This window comes from Sphingobium sp. WCS2017Hpa-17, from assembly GCF_031843765.1.
GTDB lineage: Bacteria > Pseudomonadota > Alphaproteobacteria > Sphingomonadales > Sphingomonadaceae > Sphingobium.
Genome location: NZ_JAVTIV010000016.1, coordinates 62,829 through 85,028 on the forward strand (window position 1 = coordinate 62,829; position 22,200 = coordinate 85,028).

Here is a 22,200-nt window from a genome sequence, read left to right on the forward strand (position 1 = left end):
CCTCTCGCCATCCAAAAAAATACGACGGACGCATAGGCAGCTATCCTGTCACCGACCTTTCAGACCAAGGAAATGCGCAGGTCACCAGAAGCCGCATGTTGAAACCATATTGCAAATAGTGGAATATTCGATAGCTGTTGGGCCGCAGCCTTCAAACAGGGGCGGTCTGGTCAGGAGAGGAGATGCGGGTGCGCAAAACGGGCAGCATGACGATATTCTATGCACTGGCGACGGCGCTGGCATCGGTCGGCGCGGCCGAGGCGGCACCACGCGCCGTCACGCCCCTGCCCGATGGCTGGCGTTTCATTCAGGCCGATCCGGAAGGCGCCGAAACGGCGACCCTTAATGATGCAGGCTGGCAGGTCGTCAGCGTTCCGCATGACTGGGCCATTGCCGGGCCGTTCGATCCCAATGCCAAGGCCGCAGGCGAGAACGGCTTCCTGCCCAGCGGTGTCGCCTGGTATCGCAAGAGTCTCGTCCTGAAACCGCAACCGGGGCGGCGCTATTATATCGAATTTGACGGCATCATGGAGCGCAGCGGCATCTGGGTGAACGGCCATCATATCGGCTATCGGCCGATGGGTTATGTCAGCCAGCGCTACGACCTGACGCGCCACCTGCGCGCGGACGGCCGCAACCTGATCGCCGTGCGCGCCGACACCTCTGCCGCCCCCTCTTCGCGCTGGTATACCGGATCGGGCATTTATCGTCCTGTCCGGCTGATCGAGACGAGCGATGTCCATATCCCACAGGGCGGCGCTTATGTGCGGGCGACGGCGATCAGTGATGCGCAGGCGACCGTCGCCGTCACGGCCGATGTGCAGAATGACAGCGGCACCGCCACCGAAGTGAAGGTCGAACTGGTGCTGACCGATCCGGACGGACGCGAAGTCGCGCGCACCATGACTGCGCCGACCAGCGTTGCGGCCGGCCGCACCATGATCCTGCCGGTCGAGGTTGCCCTCCCCCGTCCCCGTCGCTGGGATATCGCCGACCCCGCCCAATATCGCGCCGCCATTCGCGTGCTGGCAAGCGACGGCACGCTGCTCGACAATGAGGATGTCCGCTTCGGCGTGCGAGAGGCGCGGTTCGATCCGGCGACAGGCTTCTGGCTCAACGGCCGCAACTTCAAGCTGAAGGGCGTCGCGCTGCACCATGATGGCGGCGCGGTGGGGGCGGCCGTGCCGATCGCCGTCTGGCGCCAGCGGTTGACGACGCTCAAGGCGCAGGGCGTCAATGCGATCCGCACCGCCCATAATGTGCCCAGCCCCGAATTTCTCGACCTGACCGATGAACTGGGGCTGGTCGTGATGGACGAACTGTTCGATCAGTGGAACGTCGCCAAAACGCCGGAGGATTATCACCTCTTCTTCGGCGACTGGCACAAGCGCGATACGCTGGACATGGTACGGCGCGACCGCAATCATCCCAGCATCATCCTGTGGAGCGCGGGCAACGAGATCCACGACACCGCCTATCCGGTGCAGGCCAAGGCGGCGCTGCGCAACATCCTGGACATCGTTCATGCCGCCGACCCATCGCGCCCGGTCACAATGGCGCTGTTCCGCCCCAATGTGACCAAGGACTATGACAATGGGCTGGCCGACATGCTGGATGTGGTCGGGCAGAATTATCGCGAGAATGAACTGATCGCGGCCAGCAAGCAGAACCCCAAGCGCAGTATCGTCGGTACCGAAAATGCCCATAATCGCAGCAACTGGGTGCCGGTGCGCGACTATGCGCCGTTCTCCGGTATGTTCCTGTGGACCGGCATCGATTATCTGGGTGAAGCGAACCGGTCCGGCTGGCCCAATATCCAGAACCCGGCCGGGTTGCTCGATCGCACCGGGCGGCAGAAGATCAGCGGCATGGAGCGAGAAAGCTGGTGGTCAGAGCGCCCCGTGCTGCATGTCGTGCGCAATGCCGATCCGGCGGCAGCAGGGCCATCGACCGATGGCGCGGGCGGACCGAACCAGCCCGTTCTGCCAACGATGATCGCGGTAGCCACGCCCAAGCCCAAGGTCGCCCTGTTCGACGACTGGACGCCGCAGGATCGCAGTCCGCATGATGAGACGATCGAAGTCTATAGCAATTGCCAGCAGGTCGAGGCGTTTTTGAACGGCCGTTCGCTCGGTAGGCTGCCGATCAATCGGGATGCGTCGCCGCGCCGCTGGGCCGTGCGCTATGCACCGGGGGAAGTCCGCGCCACTTGCCGCGACAAGGGCAGCGAAACCGTGTCCGACAGTCTGCGAACGGCCGGTAAACCGGTCCGCATAGAATTGACGCCGGATGCGCCGAAAGTCGGATCGGCCTTCGACGACATGGTCTATGTGCGTGCGCGGGTGGTCGATGCGAATGGCGTGACCGTGCCCTCTGCCAGCCATCGCCTGCATTTTGCGGTCAAGGGCGCGGGGCGGTTGATCGCCACCGACAATGGCTCGTCGGTCAATCATACGCCCTTCCCGTCGCCCGACCGCACGGCGCAGGACGGACTGGCGGTCGCTCTGGTCCGCGGCGCGGGGAATGGACGCTTCACCGTCAGCGCGACGGCAGACGGCTTGAAAGCCGGCAGCGTCGACCTGGGCGCAACCGAGTGAAAGATGCGTTCGCGCAGCGACCGCTTACCGCACCGCTGCGGTCGAAGGGCCAAAGCGGGCTAGCATGTCATAGGCGTCGCCCGGAAATATCTGCCGAACATAGGTAATGCGTTCGGCGCCGCGCCATGTCCAGCGTTCGACGCTGAGGCAAGCGGTGCCAACCGGCAGTTGCAGGTGCAACGCCTCCCCCTCACCCGCGGGCACGGCGGAGATGCGCGTTTCCGCTTCCGTCCATGGCACATGCTGGAGCAGCCAGGTGCCCGGCGCCATATTATGCAAGTCCGCCTCCACGATATCGGGCACCGCCGCCACACTGACCAGTCGATATTCCACGCATAGCGGCACGCCATTGGCCAGATGCAGGCCATCGACCTGCATCAGTGCGCCCTCACCGGCCAGCAACCGCTCTTCCTCCATACCCGCCAAGGGCTGACGGACGGCGTGAGCAAGCGCACGAAAGCCATAGTCCTGCCCGCGTTCCCGCACCTGCGCTGCAATGTCGGGCACATCCAGGATCATGCTGTGCACCTTGGGCCGGGCGACAAATGTGCCAGCTTTCTTGCGCCGCTCGATCAGACCCGCCGCCAGCAAGGCCGACAAGGCTTTATTCACGGTCATACGGGCGCAGCCATAATCGGCCATGATATCCTGCTCGATCGGCAGGCGATCGCCCGGTGCGAGTTCACCCGACAGGATACGGCCTTCAAAATCCTGCCTGATCCGTTCGTGCAGTGCGATCTTCACGCGATCAATCTCTCCAGCACCGCACGATAGGTGCGGACGATAGCGTCACGCTGCCGATGGCGACCGCCCTGCACCAGCATGATGCCGTGGCGCCATACGCAATCGATCGCCGGGCGGCCAGCGGCGAAAATGAAGCTGTCGGTGATCACATCGCCCGATCGGGCCAGCAGCGCGGGATGATCCGGGTCGAGGCTGACGATATCGGCGGGCAGGCCGACGGCGATGCCCCCCTGCACACCGAGCGCCGCAGCCCCCCCCGCCAGCGCCCGCGCATGGAGGGCGGCACCAGTCGCCTCCCCCGCCTGCCGCGCCAGCATGTTGCGCCCCCGATGCAGCAGGCGCTGGCCATATTCCAGCAGGCGCAATTCCTCCGCGCAATCGATCAGGACGTTGGAATCGCTGCCGATGCCGAAGCGCCCGCCCGCATCCAGATAGCCGCCGGCGGGAAAAATCCCGTCGCCCAGATTGGCCTCCGTAATGGGACAGAGGCCCACCGTCGCCCCGCTGCGCGCGATCGCGGCCACTTCGCCGGCATCGACATGGGTCGCATGGACCAGGCACCAGCGCGCATCGACATCGGCATGGTCGAACAGCCAGGCGACCGGACGCTGCCCGCTCCAGGCCAGGCAATCTTCCACTTCCTTCACCTGTTCGGCGATATGGATATGGACCGGCCTGCCCGCCGCCAAAGGCGCCAGCATCCGCAACTGATCGGCGGAGGTAGCGCGAAGGCTATGCGGCGCGATGCCTACGATTGCGTCCGGCAGTGTTGCGGCATGGCGCTGTGCCCCCTCGATCAGGCGCGCATAGCCGTCGATCGACAGGATGAACCGCGCCTGCCCTGCATGAGGTGGCTGAGCGCCGAAACCGGCATGGCTGTAGAGCACCGGCAACAGCGTCAGGCCGATCCCGCTGTCGGCCGCCGCCGCGACGATGGCGCCGCTCATCGCCGCCGGGTCGGCATAAGGCGCGCCGTTACAGTCATGATGCAAATAGTGGAACTCGCCCACACGGGTGAAACCGCCTTCCAGCATCTCCATATAGGCAAGAGCCGCGATCGCCCGCACATCGTCAGGGCTCATGCGTGCCACGAAGCGATACATGATGTCGCGCCAGCTCCAGAAACTGTCCGTGCCGGGGCCGCGTCGTTCAGCCAGCCCGGCCATGGCGCGCTGAAAGGCATGGCTGTGCAGGTTGGGCATGCCGGGCAGTCCAACGCCATGCTGCTCGTCCCCGACCTGCGACGTCGCGTCGACCACAATCGCGGCGATCCGACCACTCTCCAGCGTCAGCCGAACGTCGCGCGCCCAGCCATCGGGCAACAGCAACTGATCGAAAAAGAGAGATGCGCCACTGGGGCGAAGGCGTTGCGACATAATTGCTCCCCGTCTTCATTTTATGTATATACATTAAAAGCGATTTGCTGCAATTCCCATCGGCGGCGAGACAGAGGACATCATCTCATGCGATGCGACAGGGTCTGGAGACATGCGCGTCTGGCGACCATGACCAACGACGATATGGGACTGGTCGAGGATGGCCTGATCGCATCCAGCGACGGCATCATCCTCTATGCCGGCCCGGCCAGCATCGCTCCGGCATGGGACGCGGCGGATGTGGTCGATTGCGGCGGCCGCTGGATTACGCCGGGCCTGATCGATTGCCACACCCATCTGATCCATGGCGCCGACCGCGCGCAGGAATTCGAGATGCGGCTGGCGGGTGCCAGCTATGAAGAGATCGCCCGCACCGGCGGCGGCATCCTGTCGACCATGCGCGCCACCCGCGCCGCGAGCGAGGACGCGCTGGTCGCCCACGCCCTACCCCGACTGGATGCCCTGATCGCCGAAGGCGTCACCACGGTCGAGGTCAAGTCGGGCTATGGCCTCTGCGCGGAGAGCGAAATCCGCATGCTGCGCGCGGCGCGCCGTCTGTGTCGCGAAAGGCGGGTCGGGATCACCACCACCTTCCTCGGCGCGCATGCCCTTCCGCCAGAATATGCCGACGATGCCGACGGCTACATCGCCATGCTATGCAACGATCTGCTGCCACAGGTCGCGACGCTGGGGCTGACCGATGCGGTCGATGCTTTTTGCGAAGGGATCGGCTTCACACCGGCACAGACGGAACGGATGTTCGCGGCTGCGGCGCGCCACGGCCTGCCGGTGAAGTTGCATGCGGAACAATTGTCCAACCTGCATGGCGCGGCGCTGGCCGCCCGGCATGGCGCCCTGTCCGCCGATCATCTGGAATATCTGGATCAGGACGGCATCGCGGCGATGGCGACGAGCGGGACGATCGCCACGCTGCTGCCCGGTGCCTATTATTTCGTCCGCGAAACCCGACTGCCACCGATCGAGGGCCTGCGTCGCGCCGGCGTCCCGATCGCGCTGGCCACAGACTGCAATCCGGGCACATCGCCGCTCACCTCCCTGCTGCTGGTCATGAACATGGGCGCGACGTTGTTCCGCCTGACCATCGCCGAATGCCTGGCAGGCGTGACCCGCAACGCCGCGCGCGCGCTGGGGCTGCGCGATCGCGGCACGCTGGAGCCGGGCAAGCGGTGCGACCTCGCCATCTGGGACATCGATCGGCCCGCCGAACTGGTTTATCGCATGGGGTTCAATCCGCTCCATGCCCGCATCTGGAGTGGTTCATGACGTCTATCCTGCTCGTTCCCGGCGCGGTGCCGCTGGCCGACTGGCGCGCCATCTACCGCGGTTCGGCGGTCCGGCTCGACCCGGCCAGCGCCCCGCGCATCGCGGAAAGCGCCGCTGCGGTCGAACGCATCCTCGCCCGGCATGAACCCGTCTATGGCATCAACACCGGCTTCGGGAAGCTCGCCAGCGTCCGTATCGGCGATGAAGACCTCGCCACGCTCCAGCGCAATATCGTGCTGAGCCACGCCGCCGGCACCGGCGCGCCCTCACCCGTCCCGGTCGTTCGGCTGATGATGGCGCTGAAGCTCGCCAGTCTGGCGCAGGGCGCGTCGGGCGTCCGGCCACAGACCATCGCTCTGCTGGAAGCGATGCTGGCGCACGGCCTGACCCCGATCGTCCCGGCGCAGGGATCGGTCGGCGCCAGCGGCGACCTGGCTCCGCTGTCGCACATGGCCGCCACCATGATCGGCGTCGGCGAAATCTTGGTCGGCGACGAACGGCTGCCCGCCACCCAGGCACTCGCCCGCGCGGGCCTCGCCCCCTTGACGCTCGGTCCCAAGGAAGGGCTGGCGCTGCTCAACGGTACGCAATTCTCCACCGCCAATGCGCTGGCCGGCCTGTTCGAGGCGGAAAACCTCTTCCGCTCCGCCCTCGTCACCGGCGCGCTTTCGACCGAGGCGGCGAAGGGTTCGGACACCCCCTTCGACCCGCGCATCCATGCGCTGCGCCGTCATCAGGGGCAGATCGCCGTGGCCGATGCGCTGCGCGCGCTGATGGCCGGCAGCCCGATCCGCGCCAGCCACCTCAACAATGACACGCGGGTGCAGGACCCCTATTGCCTGCGCTGCCAGCCGCAGGTGATGGGCGCCGCGCTCGACATTCTCCGCCAGGCCGCAACCACGCTGGCGATCGAGGCGAACGGCGTCTCCGACAATCCCTTGATCTTCCCTGAAACGGACGAGGCGCTGTCCGGCGGCAATTTCCATGCCGAGCCGGTCGCCTTCGCCGCCGACATGATCGCCATGGCGATATGTGAGATCGGCTCCATCGCCGAACGGCGCATCGCCATGCTGGTCGATCCGGCACTGTCGGGCCTGCCGGCGTTCCTCACGCCTCGACCGGGCCTCAATTCAGGCTTCATGATCCCGCAGGTTACGGCGGCCGCCTTGGTCAGCGAGAATAAGCAGCGCGCCTATCCCGCCAGCGTCGACAGCATCCCCACCTCCGCCAATCAGGAAGATCATGTGTCGATGGCCGCCCATGGCGCACGCCGGCTGCTGGACATGGCCGAAAACGCCACTGCCGTGATCGGCATCGAATATCTCGCCGCCGCGCAGGGCGTCGATTTCCACGCCCCGCTCGCCTCATCGACCGTGCTGGAGGCCGCCCGCGCCCGGCTGCGCGCCATCGTGCCGCACCTGACCGACGACCGCCATTTCCACCCGGACATGGAGGCCGCGAACGCCCTGATCCGCTCCGGCGCGCTGGCCGACCTCGCCGCCGATCATCTGCCGGGCATCGCATGATCGACTGGTTATCTATAGAGCGCGGCAACGCGCCGCTGATCCTCGCCTTCCCTCATGTCGGCAGCGACCTGGCCGATGTGGCGGCGCAGTTCCGATCGCCCTGGCTCGCCCGGCGCGACGCGGACTGGTGGGTGGACCGGCTCTACGCCTTCGCCGCCGATAGGGGCGCGACGCTGATCCGCACGACGATCAGCCGCAGCGTCATCGATCTCAACCGCGATCCGTCCGGCGCATCGCTCTATCCGGGGCAGGCGACGACAGCGCTTTGTCCGACCACGACGTTCGACGGCGATCCGCTCTATGCAGCGGCGCCCCCTGACGAAGCCGAAATCGCCCGCCGCCGCGACCGCTGGTTCACGCCCTATCATGATGCGCTTGAAGCCGAGATCGCCCGGCTGCGCGCGCTACACCCGCATATCGTCCTCTATGACGCCCATTCGATCCGCAGCCATGTACCGCGCCTGTTCGATGATGAACTGCCGCAATTCAACATCGGCACCGACGGCGGCGCGACCTGCGACACCGCGCTGGAAAGTGCCGTCGCCGCCCTCTGCGCCGCCAGCGGCCACAGCCATGTCGTCAATGGCCGCTTCCGGGGCGGCTGGACCACGCGCCATTATGGCCGACCCGAACAGGGCGTCCAGGCGATCCAGATGGAACTCGCCATGCGTGGCTATCTGACCGAACCGGGCGAGCCCACGCCCGCCAACTGGCCCGCCCCGATCGACCCCGATCCCGTGATTCTTCCCACCCTGCGGCAGATCATCGCCGCCTGCATCGACTTTGCGAAAGGCCGCCCATGACCCGCATCGACAATAGCCGCATCATCCGCCCCGCCACCGGGACCGATCTCAGCGCCAAAAGCTGGCTGACCGAAGCGCCGCTGCGGATGCTGATGAACAATCTCCATCCCGATGTGGCGGAACGGCCGGAGGAACTGGTCGTCTATGGCGGCATCGGCCGCGCGGCGCGCGACTGGGAAAGCTATGACCGCATAGTCGAGACATTAAAGCGGCTGGAGGCCGACGAAACCCTGCTGGTCCAGTCCGGCAAGCCGGTCGGCGTGTTCCGCACCCATGCGGACGCGCCCCGCGTCCTGATCGCCAACTCCAACCTTGTCCCCCATTGGGCGAACTGGGACCATTTCAACGAATTGGATAAGCGCGGCCTCGCCATGTATGGTCAGATGACCGCCGGTTCTTGGATCTATATCGGCACCCAGGGCATCGTGCAGGGCACCTACGAAACCTTCGTGGAAATGGGCCGCCAGCATCATGGCGGCAGCCTGAGCGGCAAATGGCTGCTGACCGCCGGGCTTGGCGGCATGGGCGGCGCGCAGCCGCTCGCCGCGGTGATGGCCGGCGCCTCCTGCCTCGCGATCGAATGCCAGCCCAGCCGGATCGAGATGCGCCTGCGCACCGGCTATCTCGACATCGCGGCCTCCACCATCGAGGAAGCAATGGCGATCATCGATCAAAGCTGCGCGGAGAGGAAACCCGTCTCGGTCGGCCTGCTCGGCAATGCCGCCGAAATCCTCCCCGAAATGTTCGCGCGCGGCATCCGCCCGGACCTGCTCACCGACCAGACCAGCGCGCATGATCCCGTCAACGGCTATCTGCCGATCGGCTGGACCGTCGCGGAATGGACCGAACGGCGCGAGCGCGATCCGCAAGCCGTGGCGAAAGCCGCCAAGGCGAGCATGGCCGCCCATGTCCGCGCCATGCTGGATTTTCAGGCGGCGGGCGTTGCCACCACCGATTATGGCAATAATATCCGGCAAATGGCGAAGGATGAAGGGGTCGACAACGCCTTCGACTTCCCCGGTTTCGTCCCCGCTTACATCCGCCCGCTCTTCTGTCGCGGCATCGGCCCGTTCCGCTGGGCGGCACTGTCGGGCGACCCGGAGGACATCTACAAGACCGATGCCAAGGTGAAGGAATTGCTCCCCGACAACGCGCATCTCCACAACTGGCTCGATATGGCGCGGGAGAAGATTCACTTTCAGGGCCTGCCCGCGCGCATCTGCTGGGTTGGCCTCGGCGATCGCCATCGGCTCGGCCTCGCCTTCAACGAGATGGTGGCCAAGGGCGAACTGAAAGCCCCCGTCGTCATCGGCCGCGATCATCTGGACTCAGGCTCGGTCGCGTCCCCCAATCGCGAAACCGAAGCGATGATGGACGGCAGCGACGCGGTCAGCGACTGGCCCCTGCTCAACGCCCTGCTCAACACCGCCAGCGGCGCGACCTGGGTATCGCTGCACCATGGCGGCGGCGTCGGCATGGGCTATAGCCAGCATAGCGGCATGGTGATCGTAGCGGATGGCACCCCGGAAGCGGCGAAGCGGCTGGAGCGCGTCCTGTGGAACGACCCGGCCACCGGAGTCATGCGCCACGCAGACGCCGGCTATCCGATTGCGCGCGCCTGCGCAGAGGAAAAGGGGCTCGACCTGCCGGGCATCACGGGTTGATCCCATAACGGCCTATGGGCCGGGACAGTCAATCCCCGTTCCTGCGATCGATAATGGCTTGGCGGCACGCCCAGCACGCGCTTGAACATGGTGGAGAAATTGCCCGGCCCGTCATAGCCCAGGTCCAGCGCCACCATGGTCACGGACTCACCCGCCGCCAATTTGGGCAGGGCCACCGACAGGCAGGCCTGCTGGCGCCATTCGGCAAAACTCATGCCAGTTTCCCGCCGGAAGATACGGGTGAAATTGCGCCGGTTCATCGCCAGCGCATCGGACCATTGGTCGATCGTCGCGGTCGCGTCCGGCCGGGAAAGAAACGCCTGACATCGCTGCGCCAACGCCGAGTGCCGGGGAAAGGGCACGGCCAGCCGGATCAGCGGCGCGCGATCCACCTCCGCCAGCAGCAGTTTCATGATCAGGCCATCGCGGCCATCCTCGTCATATTCGATCGGCAGGTCGGCCGCGACCGTCAGCAACTGGCGCAACAATGCCGACACGCCCACCACCTGACAGGACGTCCCACGATTGGGGCATGCGTCCGCCTCGATCAGGACACTACGCGTCTGTACCGCGCCGACCATGCGCACGGCGTGGGGCATGCCGCCCGGTATCCAGACCGCGCGTTCCGGCGGAGCAACCCATGCCCCCTCCGGCGTGCTGACCGCCATGACGCCACTGGCCGCATAGAGGAACTGGCTGCGGCGATGCTGGTGCTCGGCCAGTTCGAAGGACGATGGATAGGCGTCGCCGATCGCCAGCACCGGCCGCGCCACGCCTTCATGCTGGTCCGCAAAATCAATTCCCATGTTGGCCCACTTTCACAAACAAATGGCTCATACAGCGAAGCGGGCGTTGCGTCATGTTGCTAATGGCATCTTGCGGCCGACAGCCTGTGCGCCCGATCGTGCCGCGCCCGACGACAAGAAATGAGCCCTTCACCATGAATGCCCATAGCGCCACCATCCCGGCCACCGATCCGCCCGCCTCCCTGCCATCATCCGGTCCATCGCTGCTGGCCGGCCGGGCACCCAGATTCGTCGCCCGGATCGTCGGCGCCGTGGCGGCTGCGCATCTGCTCAACGATCTGATCCAGGCGACATTGCCGGCCATCTATCCCATGCTGAAGGATAAATATCATCTGACCTTCGGCCAGATCGGCATGCTGGCGATGGTTTACCAGATTACCGCATCGCTGCTGCAACCCTGTATCGGCCTCTATACCGACAAGCGGCCTCTGCCCTATCTGCTGCCGCTGGGGATGATCACGACGCTGCTCGGCATCACCGGCATCGCCATGGCCGACAGCTATCCAGCATTGCTGATGGCCTCCGCCGTGATCGGCGTGGGATCAGCAACCTTCCATCCCGAAGCCTCCCGCGTCGCGCGCATGGCATCGGGTGGACGGTTCGGTACCGCGCAATCCTGCTTCCAGGTGGGCGGCAACAGCGGATCAGCCATCGGCCCGCTGGTCGCGTCCGCGATCATTCTACCGTTCGGGCAGGCAGCGTTCGGCTGGCTGGCCATCGCCGCGCTGGCCGCGATCTGGACGCTCTTCTTCGTCACCCGCTGGCGCCTGACCCATGCCCATGCGCAGGCCACCAAAAGCGGGACCGCGCAGCAGGTTCAGCATAGCCGGGGCACGATCATCCGTGCACTCGTCGTGATCGCTGTGCTGATGTTCGCCAAGTTCATCTATATCGGGTCGATCTCCAACTATTTCACCTTCTACCTGATGGAACGGTTCGCCCTGACCGCACGGGAATCACAATTCTATCTGTTCTGCTTCCTGGGATCGGTGGCGGCCGGTACCTTCTTCGGAGGGCCGGTCGGCGATCGCATTGGCCGCAAGGCGGTGATCTGGGTATCCTTCCTGGGCGTGGCGCCGTTTGCCCTGCTGATGCCTCATGCGACCCTGTTCTGGACCGCCGTGCTGGCGATCATCATCGGCCTCGTCCTGTCCTCCGCCTTCGCGGCCCTGGTCGTTTACGCCCAGGAACTGGTGCCGGGTCGGGTCGGGCTGGTGTCCGGCCTGATGTTCGGCCTGATGTTCGGGATCAGCGGCATCGGCGCCGCCGGCATGGGCGAACTGGCTGACACCCATGGCATCATCTGGGTCTTCGGCATCACCGCCTATCTTCCGCTGCTCGGTTTCGCGACGGCCCTGCTGCCCGGCACGACCAGAGCGGAATGATGTAGTTCCGGCACGAAAGCGCAGGAAGGAACCGCCTTCCTTCCTGCGCTTTCGTGCCGGGCTGTCAGACCCGCTCCAGCAGCACGGCCAGCCCCTGCCCGACGCCGATGCACATGAAGGCCAGCGCATGGCGCCCACCGGTCCGATGCAATTCCTCGACCGCCGAGAGTGCGATCCGCGCGCCCGACATGCCGAGCGGATGACCGAGCGCGATAGCGCCGCCATTGGGATTGACGCGCGGGTCGAACGGATCGACGGCCAGATCGTGCAGCGTCGCGATCGCCTGGCTGGCAAAGGCTTCATTGAGTTCGATCACATCCAACTGATCGACACTCATGCCGTTGCGTGCCAGCAGCTTGCGCGCCGCCTCGATCGGGCCGGCGCCCATGATGCGGGGCGCAATTCCGGCCGCAGCCATGCCGATCACCCGAGCACGCGGCGTCAGCCCATGCGCCTTCGCCGCCGCTTCCGACGCAACCAGCATCGCGGCCGCACCGTCGTTGAGCCCCGACGCATTGCCCGCCGTCACGGTTCCGTCAGCCTTCACCACCGGCTTCAGCTTCGCCAGCGCCTCCAGACTGGTGGCACGCAAATGCTCGTCCGCCTCGAACAGCAGCGGATCACCCTTCTTCTGCGGGATCGCGACGGGCACGATCTCGGCGGCAAAACGCCCGCTCGCCTGTGCGCACGCCGCCTTCTCCTGGCTGGCGAGCGCGAAGCGATCCTGCTCTTCACGGCTGACGCCCCATCGTTCCGCGACATTCTCGCCGGTCTGGGGCATGCTGTCGACGCCATAGGCAGCCTTCATCGCCGGGTTGATGAAGCGCCAGCCGAGCGTCGTATCCTCTATTCTTTGGTCGCGGCCAAAGGCGCTGCCGGCCTTGCCCAGCACATAGGGCGCGCGGGTCATGCTCTCGGCGCCGCCGGCGATCAGGAAATCGGCGTCGCCGCTGCGGATCGCCTGCGCCGCCATGCCCAGCGCATTGAGGCCCGAGGAGCAGAGGCGATTGACAGTCACGCCCGGCACGGCCTCGCCCATGCCCGCCAGAAGCACCGCCATGCGGGCGACGTTGCGATTATCCTCGCCCGCCTGGTTGGCGCAGCCCAGGATCACATCGTCCAGTGCCGACCAGTCGGCCCGTTCATTGCGCGCCATCAGTGCCTTGAGCGGCAGCGCCGCCAGATCGTCGGTGCGGATGGTCGCCAGCGATCCGTTGAGCTTGCCGATCGGGGTGCGGACGGCATCGCAGATGAAGGCCTGTGCCATATGTCTCAGCTTTCCAGGAAAGAGGTGATCGCGCCCGCCAGCGCTTCAGGCGCTTCGAGCGGGGCGAGATGCGCGGCCGCCAGCGCCACATGCGACGCGCCGGGGATGCGAGCGATCAGATGCTCGCCATGCCCCTCAAAGGGGGTCGAGGTATCTCGGGTGCCGCTGATGAGCAAAGTCGGACAGGCGATACCGCCGATCCGGTCAGCCAGATCCATGTCGCGGATCGCCGCGCCGCAGCCGGCATAGCCTTGCGCATCCATCGTCAGCAATTGGCGGCGCACCGCTTCATAAATAGCTGGTTCAACGGCGTCGGAGAGGAAACGCCCCATGGCGAGATCCGCAATGGCTGCCATGCCTTTGTCGCGCACCCTGGCGATGCGGTCGTTCCAGGAGTCACTGTCCATCGTCGCAGAGGTGCAAATGGGTAGCAGCTTCTCGATCAGGCCCGGCGCCCGCAGCGCCAGTTCCATGCCGATCATGCCGCCCAGCGAGACGCCGGCGATCGAGAAGCGATCGAACCCAGCCACATCGGCCACCGCCAGCACGTCGTCCGCCAGCATGGCGAGCGTGTAGTCGCCTGGCTCGGCATTTGATGCGCCATGACCGCGCGCATCGATCCGCAGCAAGGCGAAGCGGTCGCGCAAATGGGGCAGTACGCCGTCCCACAAATCCATGTCGGTGCCGATGCTGTTCAGCAGCACCAGCGCGGGCGCGTCATCCCGCCCGTCACGCTTCCAGTAGAGAGTGGCGCCAGCGCGCTGGATGAAGGCCATGCTCAATCCTCCGGCGCGATGGCGACGCGCAGCCCGTCAAGCGCGGCCGTCATCATGATCTGGCAGGACAGGCGCGACCGATCGCCGCGATGGTCGGAGGAATCGAGCAGGTCATCCTCGTCGCCGCTGGCCGCGCCGACCGCGCCGGTCCATGCCTCATCCACGAAGACATGGCAGGTGGCGCAGGAACAGCAGCCGCCGCACAGCGCCAGCAGTTCGTCAAAGCCATTGTCGCGAATGGCTTCCATCACGGACACGCCTTCACGGGCATCGATATTGGTTTCGTCCCCCGCACGGTTGACGACGATCAGATTCGGCACGGTAAATTCCTGTCTCACAACATGCTCCGACCGGATCATGTTCTGTTTATCGTTTTGTTTTCCGAATTTTCCGAGTCAGCAGGTGAGGCTACCTGCTTCGAAAATGCTTTAGGCGGTTTCGAGGATCGCCAGCGGTGCACCGGTCTTCTCGACGACTTCGGCTTCGGTGACGCCGGGGGCCAGTTCCACCAAGGTGAGGCCGCCCTTCGCCCGATCGACCGCGATCACGGCGAGGTCGGTGATGATGAGGTCGACCACCGCCTTGCCGGTAAGCGGCAGGGTGCAAGCATCGAGGATCTTGAGGCTGCCATTTTTCGACACATGGTCCATCACCACCACCACGCGCTTGACGCCCGCGACCAGGTCCATCGCGCCGCCCATGCCCTTCACCATCTTGCCGGGGATGGTCCAGTTGGCGAGGTCGCCATTGGCGGCTACCTCCATCGCGCCCAGCACCGCCATGTCGATATGGCCGCCCCGGATCATCGCAAAACTGTCCGCCGACGAGAAGAAACTGCTGGTCGGCAGCGCGGTGATCGTCTGCTTGCCGGCGTTGATCAGGTCCGGGTCCGCTTCGCCCGCATAGGGGAAGGGACCGATTCCCAGCATGCCGTTTTCGGATTGCAGCGTGACATTGACGCCGTCTGGTACGTGGTTCGCCACCAGCGTCGGGATGCCAATGCCAAGGTTCACATAATAGCCGTCGCGCAATTCTTTTGCCACGCGCGCCGCCATCTGGTCGCGGGTCCAGCCCATTATGCAGTCTCCCTTTCGCGGACGGTCAGCTTCTCGATCCGCTTCTCGTTGATGGTGGAGAGGACGATGCGGTCGACATAGATGCCGGGCGTGTGGATATTGTCAGGGTCGAAGCTGCCCTCCGGCACGATTTCCTCGACCTCCACCACCGTCACCTTGCCGGCGGTCGCCATGTTCGGGTTGAAGTTGCGCGCGGTCTTGCGGAACATCAGGTTGCCGGCCGGGTCCGCCCGCCACGCCTTGATGATCGACAGGTCGGCGCGCAGCCAGGTTTCGCGGACATAGTCCTCGCCCTCGAACGTCTCGACCGGCTTGCCATCGGCAACCACCGTGCCCACGCCGGTCTTGGTATAGAAGGCGGGGATGCCGGCGCCGCCGGCGCGGATACGCTCGGCCAACGTCCCCTGCGGCGTCAGTTCCAGCTCCAGTTCCCCGGAAAGATACTGGCTTTCAAACAGCTTGTTCTCACCCACATAGGAGGAGATCATCTTGCCGATCTGCCGGCTTTCCAGCAGCATCCACAGGCCAAAACCGTCGGCGCCGGCATTGTTGGAAATGACGGTCAGATCCTTCACGCCGCTCGCCCGGATTTCGGGGATCAGGCTTTCGGGATTGCCGGACAGGCCGAAGCCGCCCGACATGATCGTCATCCCGTCGAACAACAGGCCATCAAGGGCCTGCGCTGGGCTATCGTAGATTTTCTGCATGTCTGGCTCCTTCAGCCGATATCGCCGCCCGCAACGGGCAAGACCGATCCGGTCACATAGCTGGCCTCGTCGGAAGCGAGGAAAAGGATGGGGGCGATCTGCTCGTCCAGCGTGCCGTAGCGCTTCATGAAGGCCGACGACGTCACCTGTTCCACCGCCTCGGCCATCCAGGCCTGTTCCTGCGCGCTGTCTCCCTCGGCATTGCGCGGCACGCGGCGCGGCGGCGCGCTGGTGCCACCGGGCGCGGCCGCGACGACACGAATGCCGCTTTGCGCATATTCCATCGCCAGCGCTTGCGTGAGGCCATTGATCCCGCCCTTCGCCGCCGAATAGGGCACGCGGCGGATGCCGCGCGTGGCGTTGGACGACAGGTTGACGATCGTCCCCGCGCCCTGCTCCAGCATCGCGGGGAGAACGGCATGACAGCAATAGAGCGTCGGCATCAACGACCGGCGGATTTCCGCGTCGATCTGGTCCGGCTCGAACTGGGCATAGGGCCGCATGCGGATCGCGCCGCCGACATTGTTGATAAGGATGTCGACGCGGCCGAACGCAGCGATCGCTGCCGCCATCGCCTGCGCCGCACCGTCATAGGTTTCAAGGTCACAGGTGACCGAAATCGCCTTGCCGCCCGCCGCAACGATCGCCTGTTCGACATCGGTCACGAAGTCCGCCCGGTCGACCAACACAAGGCTGGCGCCCTCGGCCGCGGCACGGGCGGCGACACCGGCACCGATGCCCTGCGCCGCGCCGGTCACGACCATCACCTTGCCGGCAAAGCGTCCCTGGAAGATCATCGCCAGCCCCTCAGACATGATAGACGTCGATGACCTGATGAATATAGTCGTCCTTGAGGACGATCTTCTTCTTCAGGATCTTCGGCGCCGCGCCGCTGACGTCCAGCGTGACAAAGCTGGTTCCGAAAAACTGCTGCGTCTTCTGGTAGCGATGGCTCATCGTGTGCCAGTTGTAGCGCAGGTCGATCGCATCGCTCCGCATCTCGATCACCTCGATATTCGCCAGGAAGTGCGAGGTGCGCGCCTCCGGCGTGCTCGCCGACGACCGTTCGGTCTTCAAGCGATAGACGCGATCCTCCAGCCCCTTGCGGTTGCCATAATAGATGAGCGAAATCTCGCTGTGGGGATCGGTGGTCAGCGCATCGTCGTCGGTCCAGGCAGGCATCCAATATTCGCATTGTTCCGCATAGCATTCCAGCCATGCGTCCAGTTCGCGATCATCGAGCAGCCGCGCCTCGCGATAGAGGAAGGCGCAGATATCCTGATAGGAGAGCGCCGCGCGCTCCGTGTCGAGAACCAGTGTCATTCCGCGGCCTCCATCATCGGCGCACCGGCTTCGCGCGCCATGCCGTCGAGCATGATCTGCGCCCAGAATTCATGCTGGCGCACGAACAGCCCTTCGTCCTCGCTGCGTTCGCTCGACAGCAGCGGATTCATGCCCATGGCGGCCGCATTGCTGTCTGGCCCGGATATCCAGCGGGCCGCCCCACGGCTGAGGTCGTTCCACAATTCGCCCGCGCCTTCATAGGCCGACTGACAGCTGCGGAATTCCTCCAGATCGTCGGGCGTGCCCATGCCGGTGACGTTGAAGAAATCCTCATATTGGCGGATGCGATGCGCCCGGTCTTCCGCGCTCTCGCCCCTGGGGGCGTAGCAATAGATGGTGACTTCGGTCGTATGTACGTCGATCGGGCGGACGACGCGGATCTGGGTCGAGAACTGGTCCATCAGGAACACGTTGGGATAGAGCGCCAGATTGCGGGTCTGCTCCAGAATGAACTTCGCCTTGTCCTCGCCCAGCCGCTCGACCAGCTGGTCCTTGTAATTCCAGACCGGCCGGACCTCCGGATTCAACACCTGCGTCCAGAGCAGAATATGGCCATGCTCGAAACCATAAACGCCGCTCGCCGGGGCCTTCGACCAGCCATTGGCGTCGACCGCTTTGGTGCCGCCTTCCGCGCGGCGGCCCATCGTCGACTGGTAATTTTCATGGACCGAACTGACATGATAGCCGTCGCAGCCATTTTCCATCTGCATCTTCCAGTTGCCATGGAAGGTGTAGGTGGAATTGCCGGTCAGCACTTCCAGCCCCTCGGGCGCCTGATCGACCATCTGGTCGATGATGACCCTGGCCTCGCCCAGATGCTCTTCGAGTGGCAGGACATCATGGTTCAAAGAGCCGAAGATGAACCCGCGATAGCTTTCGACCCTCACCCTGGTCAGATCATGCGACCCTTCATGATCGAAACTGTCGGGATAGGCGCCGGTGCTGGCATCCTTGGCGCGCAGCAGCTTGCCGTCGGTCTTGAAGCTCCAGCCGTGGAAGGGGCACACGAACAGCGGCTGGTTGCCGCGCTTGCGGCGGCACAGCTTGGCGCCGCGATGGGCACAGGCGTTGACGACGCAATTGAGGCCGCCATCCTTGGCCCGCGTCAGGATCACCGGCGTATGGCCGATCCAGGTGGTGAAATAGTCGTTCTTCTTCTCGACCTGACTTTCATGGGCCAGATAGACCCAGTTGCTCTCGAAGATATATTTCATCTCCAGATCGAACAGGTCGGGGTCGGTGAAGACGTCGCGGCGGCAGCGGAAGATGCCGGTTTCCGGATCATCCACGACCGCGGTTTCGACACGGTCACGCAGGAAAGCCATGGGGCTGATCATGATCCTCTCTCCTCTCAGGCCGGTTCTTTGACCGGCTCGACGGCATCCACCACCAGCCGCTTGCGGGTCGAAAAGGCTTCGTCGCCCTCATCGTCGGCACGCTGTAAATGGAAATCGAAGGCGATATGCGCGCTGTCGCCCTGACGGTTGGGCACCGGCAACAGCCCTTCGCGGGTACCGAAGGCGAAATCGTCGGCGGCGAACGGATCGTCACCGAAATTGATCTGCGTGGTCAGGCGGCGATAACCCGGCGCCTCGATGAAGAAATGCACATGGGCGGGACGATTGCCGTGCCGGCCGAGCGCCTTCATCAGCGTGTCGGATGCGCCACCCGGCGGCACCGAATAGCCGTTGGGCATCTTCGATGAGAAGGCATAGGTGCCATCCGCCGCGATCTTCAGCCGACGGCGATTGTTGAACGGCGTCTGTTCGTGGGTCGGGTCGAAATGCGAATAGAAGCCGTGCGAGTCCGCATGCCAGACATGGACCAGCCCGTCGGTCACCGCTTCGCCATCCGGGCCGATGATGCGGCCGGTCATGTAGAGCGTGTCGGTGTTGTCGGCATCGTCGGTCAGATAGGCGCCGCTTTCGACGATCGGCGCACCCTCGACATAGAGCGGCCCTTCGATCGTGCGCGGCGTGCCTCCCAGCTTACCGGCTGCGGCATCCTTGGCATCGAGATAGAGATCAATGAAATGTTCAAGGCCGACGCCTGGCATCAGCAGACCCAGTTCACCGGCACCCGCTGCGCCCTGAATGAAATTGACGGCGTTCCAGACCTCATCCTCGCTGACGTCGTATCGCGCGATGACAGTCATGCACGACGCGATGAGATCACGAATAATCCCCTTCATCCGGGGATTACCACCTTCAGAATCCACGCCTGCGACACGATCAAGCAGGTTCTGGATTTCCGGTGTTTCTACGAAGCTGGTACCCATATTTTCTCTCCTAAGCTTTGCGGTCTGTGTCGGACGGTCAGCGATCATCCTCGTGGATCGATGATGGATGGCGGCAGAGCGGCGTGATCTTCATCGTCATGAAGGGGTAGAGCGGCAGCGCCATCAGCGTGTCGTGCAGGGCCGCATTGCTCCCGACATCGAAGATCGAGACGTTGGAATAGAGGCCCACCTTGCGCCAGATATGACGCCAGGTGCCGGCGGTCTGAATCTTCTGGAAATAGGCTTTCTCAGCAGCCTTAATCCGGGCAGCTTCCTCCGCATCGAAATCCAGCGGGATGTTGACGTCCATTTCGACCATGAACAGCATGGGTTTCAGGCTCCTGCGGTAACGGCGTGAAGAACCGGCGACGTGCGATCGCGCCGGAAGAAGGCGAGTTTGTCCTCGTCAAAGGCGATGCCCAGGCCCGGCCCGGTCGGCACGCCGAGCGAAAAGTCGCCATAGCCAAGCGGCTCGCGCAGTATGTCCTCGGTCTGAAGCAGTGGACCGAACAATTCGGTGCCCCATGTGAGGTCCGGCAGGGTGGCGAAGACATGGGCCGACGCGACCGTGCCGACCCCGCCCTCCAGCATCGTGCCGCCATAAAGGCCGATGCCCGCCGCCATGCCGATCGCGGCCACATCGGCCGCTGCGAACAGGCCGCCCGACTGGGCGATCTTGAGCGCGAAGACGCTGGCGGCATCAGCAGACGCGATCCGCATCGCGCTGCGTGGGCCATTCAATGCCTCGTCCGCCATCAGCGGCACCGGCTGGTTCTTGGACAGGCGCGCCATGGCGGCGATCGCGTCCCCGGCGATCGGCTGTTCGACCAGGTCGCAGCCGACATCATGCAGCATGGCCATGCCGATCTTGGCCTGCGCCTCCGACCAGTTCTGGTTGACGTCGACACGCACGCTGGCGCGGTCGCCCAGCGCCTTGCAGATGGCGCCGACATGGGCGACGTCATCGCGCACCGCACGCTTGCCGATCTTCAGTTTAAAGATGCGATGGCGGCGCAGGCCCAGCATTTCCTCACCCTCGGCAATGTCGCGGGCGGTGTCGCCGCTGGCCAGCGTCCAGGCGACGGGCAGGCTGTCACGCACCCGGCCGCCGCCGATCAGTTCGGACACGGGGATGCCCAGCCGCTTGCCAGCCATGTCGAGCAGCGCCGTTTCGACCGCGCATTTCGCGAAATGATTGCCGCGCACGCAGCGGGCGACCTTGGCCATGGTCGCACCGACCTGCGCCAGGTCGCAGCTTTCCAGAACGGGGACGATATAGGTGTCGATCGCCGACTTGATGCTTTCGGGACTTTCCTCGCCATAGCTGAGGCCGCCGATCGTAGTGCCTTCGCCAACCCCTTCGATGCCGTCGGCATCGGTCAGGCGGACGATCACCATCGACTGGGCATGCATGGTCGCCATCGCCAGCACATGCGGGCGAATCGTCGGCACATCGACGATGAAGGTATCGGCGTGGCTCAATCCAGCCATTGCGGCGACTCTCCCAAATGCTTACGTTTCACCGAATAGCTATGCTTCCGCCGCCCCGGTTTCAAAGATCAATGCGGTCAAGGCTCCATACTCAGGAGGTATGATTGGTGATGGACCTGCGCCTCTTGCGCTATTTCGTAGCCGTGGCGGACGAAGGCAATTTCAACCGCGCCGCCGACCGGCTGCATATTGCCCAGCCGCCTCTGTCCCGTGCCATTCAGCAGTTGGAGGCGCATGTCGGCGCGCCGCTGCTCGACCGTGCCAGTCGCCCGCTACGACTGACCGATGTCGGGCGCCTGCTCTATGCGCAGGCGCTGCAATTGCTGACTCGCATGGAGGATGTCGAAGCGATGGTGAAGACCGCCGCCACCAGTCGTCGGCGGCGGCTGGTGATCGGCTTCGTCGCCTCGACCATCTATGCCCGCCTGCCGGAACTGATCCGCGAATTTCGTAAGGTCGCCGACAATGTCGAGTTGGTCATGGTCGAAAGCACCACGCTGGAACAGATCGCAGCTTTGAAGGACGGGCGCATCGATGTCGGCTTCGGTCGCATCCGGTTCGAGGATCCCGCCGTCCGCCGCATCATCCTGCGCAACGAAAAGATGGTCGCCGCCTTCCCCATCGACCACCCGCTGGCCCATGGCAAAGGGCCGATCTCGATCCGCGATCTCGCCGACGAGCCGCAGATCATCTATCCGCGCGCGCCCCGCCCCAGTTACGCCGATCAGGTCATATCGCTGTTCCGCGACCATGCGATCGAACCGCGCATCGTTCACGAAGCCCGCGAACTCCAGATCGCAATCGGACTGGTCGCCGCGGAGGAAGGCATGGCGATCGTGCCGGAATCGGTGCATCGCGCGCGCAGCCATGATGTCGCCTTTCGCGACCTCATCGAACCGGCGACATCCCCCATCATCATGAGCCACCGGCCGGGCGACCGTTCCCCCGAACTGGTGCTGATGGCGTCCGTCATCGCTCGCCAATATGCGCAATGGGGCTATGAGGTGCCCACCGCCCTGACCGAAGAATTATGAGGCACATGCCTCACGCCATACCTTCAGCGTATTTCGATCGGA

General features: G+C 64.6%; 21 protein-coding genes. 7 read left to right on the plus strand and 14 right to left on the minus strand.

What is annotated here, in order from left to right:
* Positions 1-182 precede the first annotated feature (182 nt).
* Positions 183-2,597, plus strand: a complete 2,415-nt coding sequence (locus RQH62_RS18470; RefSeq protein WP_311270191.1) for a glycoside hydrolase family 2 TIM barrel-domain containing protein — start codon at positions 183-185, stop codon at positions 2,595-2,597.
* A gap of 24 nt (positions 2,598-2,621) precedes the next feature.
* On the opposite strand, the gene RQH62_RS18475 is transcribed toward RQH62_RS18470, so the two are convergent.
* A complete protein-coding gene (locus tag RQH62_RS18475) occupies positions 2,622-3,341 on the minus strand; it encodes a UTRA domain-containing protein (RefSeq protein ID WP_311270192.1) in 720 nt (239 codons plus the stop codon).
* On the minus strand, positions 3,338-4,717 hold the full coding sequence (locus RQH62_RS18480) for a formimidoylglutamate deiminase (protein WP_311270193.1): 1,380 nt from the start codon (positions 4,715-4,717) through the stop codon (positions 3,338-3,340). Before RQH62_RS18480 ends, RQH62_RS18475 begins: the two co-directional genes overlap by 4 nt.
* Positions 4,718-4,804: 87 nt before the next feature.
* Here RQH62_RS18480 and hutI point away from each other — a divergent pair, with 87 nt between their 5' ends.
* Genes hutI through hutU form a run of 4 tightly spaced genes read left to right on the plus strand, consistent with a single transcriptional unit; the run spans position 4,805 to position 9,994 of the window.
* Positions 4,805-6,001 carry an imidazolonepropionase gene (gene hutI, locus RQH62_RS18485; RefSeq protein ID WP_311270194.1) on the plus strand — a complete coding sequence of 399 codons (1,197 nt, stop codon included), beginning with the start codon at positions 4,805-4,807 and terminating at the stop codon, positions 5,999-6,001.
* The gene (gene hutH, locus RQH62_RS18490; RefSeq protein ID WP_311270195.1) at positions 5,998-7,527 is read left to right on the plus strand and encodes a histidine ammonia-lyase; all 1,530 of its coding nucleotides are present in this window, start codon (positions 5,998-6,000) and stop codon (positions 7,525-7,527) included. Before hutI ends, hutH begins: the two co-directional genes overlap by 4 nt.
* Positions 7,524-8,330 (plus strand): N-formylglutamate deformylase, encoded by an 807-nt coding sequence (hutG, locus tag RQH62_RS18495; RefSeq protein WP_311270196.1) that lies wholly within the window; start codon positions 7,524-7,526, stop codon positions 8,328-8,330. The genes hutH and hutG overlap by 4 nt, the downstream gene beginning before the upstream one ends.
* Positions 8,327-9,994, plus strand: a complete 1,668-nt coding sequence (hutU, locus tag RQH62_RS18500; protein WP_311270197.1) for a urocanate hydratase — start codon at positions 8,327-8,329, stop codon at positions 9,992-9,994. Before hutG ends, hutU begins: the two co-directional genes overlap by 4 nt.
* Here the strand turns inward: hutU and RQH62_RS18505 are convergent.
* Positions 9,931-10,800, minus strand: coding sequence for a helix-turn-helix transcriptional regulator (locus RQH62_RS18505; RefSeq protein WP_311270198.1), 870 nt, complete (start codon positions 10,798-10,800; stop codon positions 9,931-9,933). The genes hutU and RQH62_RS18505 overlap by 64 nt on opposite strands.
* A 134-nt stretch (positions 10,801-10,934) precedes the next feature.
* Here RQH62_RS18505 and RQH62_RS18510 point away from each other — a divergent pair, with 134 nt between their 5' ends.
* Entirely contained in the window at positions 10,935-12,185 is a 1,251-nt protein-coding gene (locus RQH62_RS18510; RefSeq protein WP_311270199.1) for an MFS transporter, read from the plus strand.
* A gap of 64 nt (positions 12,186-12,249) precedes the next feature.
* On the opposite strand, the gene pcaF is transcribed toward RQH62_RS18510, so the two are convergent.
* From pcaF to RQH62_RS18565, 11 genes are all read right to left on the minus strand, one after another.
* On the minus strand, positions 12,250-13,452 hold the full coding sequence (gene pcaF / locus RQH62_RS18515) for a 3-oxoadipyl-CoA thiolase (RefSeq protein ID WP_311270200.1): 1,203 nt from the start codon (positions 13,450-13,452) through the stop codon (positions 12,250-12,252).
* Positions 13,453-13,457: 5 nt separating this feature from the next.
* Positions 13,458-14,228 (minus strand): 3-oxoadipate enol-lactonase, encoded by a 771-nt coding sequence (gene pcaD / locus RQH62_RS18520; protein ID WP_311270201.1) that lies wholly within the window; start codon positions 14,226-14,228, stop codon positions 13,458-13,460.
* A 2-nt stretch (positions 14,229-14,230) separates the two neighbouring features.
* Positions 14,231-14,548, minus strand: a complete 318-nt coding sequence (locus RQH62_RS18525) for a 2Fe-2S iron-sulfur cluster-binding protein (RefSeq protein ID WP_037522960.1) — start codon at positions 14,546-14,548, stop codon at positions 14,231-14,233.
* A 108-nt stretch (positions 14,549-14,656) separates the two neighbouring features.
* Positions 14,657-15,304: a 3-oxoacid CoA-transferase subunit B gene (locus RQH62_RS18530; RefSeq protein WP_311270202.1), complete on the minus strand. Its 648-nt coding sequence runs from the start codon at positions 15,302-15,304 to the stop codon at positions 14,657-14,659.
* Complete coding sequence (locus tag RQH62_RS18535) at positions 15,304-16,011, minus strand: CoA transferase subunit A (protein ID WP_311270203.1); 708 nt, start codon at positions 16,009-16,011, stop codon at positions 15,304-15,306. The genes RQH62_RS18530 and RQH62_RS18535 overlap by 1 nt, the downstream gene beginning before the upstream one ends.
* 11 nt (positions 16,012-16,022) lie before the next feature.
* Positions 16,023-16,808 (minus strand): benzoate diol dehydrogenase BenD, encoded by a 786-nt coding sequence (gene benD, locus RQH62_RS18540; protein WP_311270224.1) that lies wholly within the window; start codon positions 16,806-16,808, stop codon positions 16,023-16,025.
* Positions 16,809-16,818: 10 nt separating this feature from the next.
* On the minus strand, positions 16,819-17,334 hold the full coding sequence (gene benB, locus RQH62_RS18545; RefSeq protein ID WP_311270204.1) for a benzoate 1,2-dioxygenase small subunit: 516 nt from the start codon (positions 17,332-17,334) through the stop codon (positions 16,819-16,821).
* On the minus strand, positions 17,331-18,680 hold the full coding sequence (locus RQH62_RS18550) for a Rieske 2Fe-2S domain-containing protein (RefSeq protein WP_311270225.1): 1,350 nt from the start codon (positions 18,678-18,680) through the stop codon (positions 17,331-17,333). Before RQH62_RS18550 ends, benB begins: the two co-directional genes overlap by 4 nt.
* A 26-nt stretch (positions 18,681-18,706) precedes the next feature.
* Complete coding sequence (locus RQH62_RS18555) at positions 18,707-19,633, minus strand: dioxygenase (protein WP_311270205.1); 927 nt, start codon at positions 19,631-19,633, stop codon at positions 18,707-18,709.
* Positions 19,634-19,670: 37 nt separating this feature from the next.
* Positions 19,671-19,961 carry a muconolactone Delta-isomerase gene (gene catC / locus RQH62_RS18560; RefSeq protein WP_311270206.1) on the minus strand — a complete coding sequence of 97 codons (291 nt, stop codon included), beginning with the start codon at positions 19,959-19,961 and terminating at the stop codon, positions 19,671-19,673.
* 5 nt (positions 19,962-19,966) lie between these two features.
* Positions 19,967-21,124 carry a muconate/chloromuconate family cycloisomerase gene (locus RQH62_RS18565; RefSeq protein ID WP_311270207.1) on the minus strand — a complete coding sequence of 386 codons (1,158 nt, stop codon included), beginning with the start codon at positions 21,122-21,124 and terminating at the stop codon, positions 19,967-19,969.
* Positions 21,125-21,234: 110 nt separating this feature from the next.
* Here RQH62_RS18565 and RQH62_RS18570 point away from each other — a divergent pair, with 110 nt between their 5' ends.
* Positions 21,235-22,158 carry a LysR family transcriptional regulator gene (locus RQH62_RS18570; RefSeq protein WP_311270208.1) on the plus strand — a complete coding sequence of 308 codons (924 nt, stop codon included), beginning with the start codon at positions 21,235-21,237 and terminating at the stop codon, positions 22,156-22,158.
* Positions 22,159-22,200: the final 42 nt, after the last annotated feature.